The following is a 2,081-nucleotide window of genomic DNA, read 5'->3' on the forward strand; positions in this document are numbered from 1 at the left end:
TTTACCCTTGATACCGATAAAATAAAATCGGCACTCTCCAAAGGCTTTAATGTTATAAAAGAAACCGGGATTTTAATTCCTAATGCGATGAAAGGCGCTTATGAAGGATGGAATAAAGAACTGGAAAAACCGGTTAAAAAAGCCGTTAAGATCACCACTCAAAACAAAATAACTTCTGCTGCCGGTATTCCGCCGCCCTCCGGCTTGGTTTCATCGGGTGGAAAACCTGCCGGAGCTTTGGATCCGCAAAACGGAGGTAACGCGAAAAGCAAAAAGGATAAAGCCAAAAATTCCCTGTCCGGTGCCGGAACCGGCGGGGATGGAAAAAAAATGATTTTCAATATTCAGTCTTTTGTGAAGGAACTCACCATTAAAACCACCAACATCAAAGAGAACCCGCAGGAGATCAGAAAAATTCTGGAACAGATATTTAATGAAATGATCGCCGATATAGAAATCAGAGCCAATGCGTAGAGAGAATAATGCTCAGGAGTTCGACAGGCTCCGCGCAAAATACAGGAATTTTAAAAGAACCATTCCGCAGAAAGCCACCATTACCATGGTGAATTTCTTTAAACGAAATTTTAACGTTGGCGGCTTTGTGGATGTTCCTTTCCGAAAATGGAAAAAAAGCAGCTATCCCGGAGCGAGAACCACAATGGTACGTTCCGGGAATACGCGCAGGGAAATTAAGAAAATTCAGGTCTCGGAATCACGTGTGGTCGTGGGAATAGGGAATCATAACCATTATGCCAAAATCCATAATGAAGGGGGGAAAATTCTGATCACTCCAAAGATGCGCAGGTTCTTCTGGGCAAAATATAAGGAATCAGGAAAGGAATACTGGAAATGGCTCGCCCTCACCACAAAAACACACATTGATATCCCGCAGAGAAAATTTATTGGCGATTCAAAGGCACTCAAAAAAACACTGGATCGGATGATACTGTCAGAACTTAAAAAAATAATCTCATGAGCATAAAAGGAATGGTGTTTAAAGAAATATCCGACCATCTGGAGGCTCAGGTGGAGGAATTGATCTATATTGATAAAGACCGCGGGCAGATTGAAAAAGAGAATATTGTAATGGTTCCCAAACCCGCTGTCTTAATCGCGTTTATGCGTTTCGAGTGGTCAGACATGGGAAATGGAATTAAAGTGGGAAAAGGCATTGTCCGTGTGCGTGTAATTTGCGAGAATTATGCTGAAAGCTATACGGGGAGTATAGATCAGGAACTGGCACTGGCTTTTTTTGATCTTAATGAAAAAGTGGATGCCGCACTGGAAGGATTGAGCGGTACAAAATTCAGTGGATTAAAAAAGGTGGCTGATGAGGACGACCTGGATCATAACAATGTTATTGTCACGGTTTACGAATATGAAGCAACAATTACCGACGATACGAAGGCGAACTGCTCCAAAATGATTAAAGTGGATGCCGAGCCGATTGTGAAATATATTGCAAAAGAAAACCTGCCGGAAAAGCAGGTTAATATTCAATCTGATTTTATTGTTAAAATGTAATTATTTATAATAATCTTTTGCCGTGGTAACGACTATTTTTGACTGTCCGTTGGTTCCTACTGAGAGGGCAGCGACATCGGACAAAAAACGAGTCGTCACCGTCTCACCCGGTTTGGTATCCTTAAAGTTGATGGCTCGGCTCCAAAAGTTTATATAAAATTTAATGATATATTCAGTGTCACCCCAGATTTCAAGTTTGGTTATGATGGGCTGACTGTATCCTTTTACCTTTTTACCAGTCCAATTTATATAAGCCACTCTGGGCTTTTGGTTTCCCGATGTAACCTGTTCTATATATTTCCATTTTTGATTTAAAACATCAAATTTTGTTTTAAAAGTTTCATCATCTACCATTCCAATCTTATGAAGTAATTCTGATACGGCGGGAAAATTATTACCTGCTTCAATATTAGTTAATAATGTTTCGTATTCATTACCTGCAGCGGCGTAAATATCGTTATCGGTTAAAGAAGTCTGAGAATAAAAAATAATTGGAAATAGTAAAAGGATTATTAGTTTTTTCATCATTACAGGTTTTTATAATGTCCGGTTTTTCT

4 protein-coding genes are annotated in these 2,081 nt (G+C 39.6%); 3 read left to right on the forward strand and 1 reads right to left on the reverse strand.

Features of this window, described 5'->3' with window-relative positions; translation table 11 throughout:
* The 3 genes from BW951_RS22965 to BW951_RS22240 all read left to right on the forward strand — a co-directional run.
* Positions 1 to 474: hypothetical protein (locus BW951_RS22965; RefSeq protein ID WP_175608871.1), on the forward strand; the 474-nt coding region annotated here is incomplete at its 5' end.
* Positions 467 to 976 carry a phage virion morphogenesis family protein gene (locus tag BW951_RS22235; RefSeq protein ID WP_076396874.1) on the forward strand — a complete coding sequence of 170 codons (510 nt, stop codon included), beginning with the start codon at positions 467 to 469 and terminating at the stop codon, positions 974 to 976. The genes BW951_RS22965 and BW951_RS22235, both read left to right, overlap by 8 nt.
* On the forward strand, positions 973 to 1,524 hold the full coding sequence (locus BW951_RS22240; RefSeq protein ID WP_076396876.1) for a hypothetical protein: 552 nt from the start codon (positions 973 to 975) through the stop codon (positions 1,522 to 1,524). The genes BW951_RS22235 and BW951_RS22240 overlap by 4 nt, the downstream gene beginning before the upstream one ends.
* Here BW951_RS22240 and BW951_RS22245 read toward each other — a convergent pair whose 3' ends face one another.
* Entirely contained in the window at positions 1,525 to 2,049 is a 525-nt protein-coding gene (locus BW951_RS22245; protein ID WP_139326249.1) for a hypothetical protein, read from the reverse strand.
* Positions 2,050 to 2,081 lie beyond the last annotated feature (32 nt).

Source organism: Chryseobacterium gambrini, assembly GCF_900156825.1.
Lineage (GTDB): Bacteria > Bacteroidota > Bacteroidia > Flavobacteriales > Weeksellaceae > Chryseobacterium > Chryseobacterium gambrini.

Excerpts from the sequence above, each read along its gene's own strand:
- BW951_RS22245 (WP_139326249.1), bottom strand. The coding sequence starts at position 2,049 with ATGAAAAAACTAATAATCCTTTTACTATTTCCAATTATTTTTTATTCT.
- BW951_RS22240 (WP_076396876.1), top strand. The coding sequence starts at position 973 with ATGAGCATAAAAGGAATGGTGTTTAAAGAAATATCCGACCATCTGGAG.
- BW951_RS22235 (WP_076396874.1), top strand. The coding sequence starts at position 467 with ATGCGTAGAGAGAATAATGCTCAGGAGTTCGACAGGCTCCGCGCAAAA.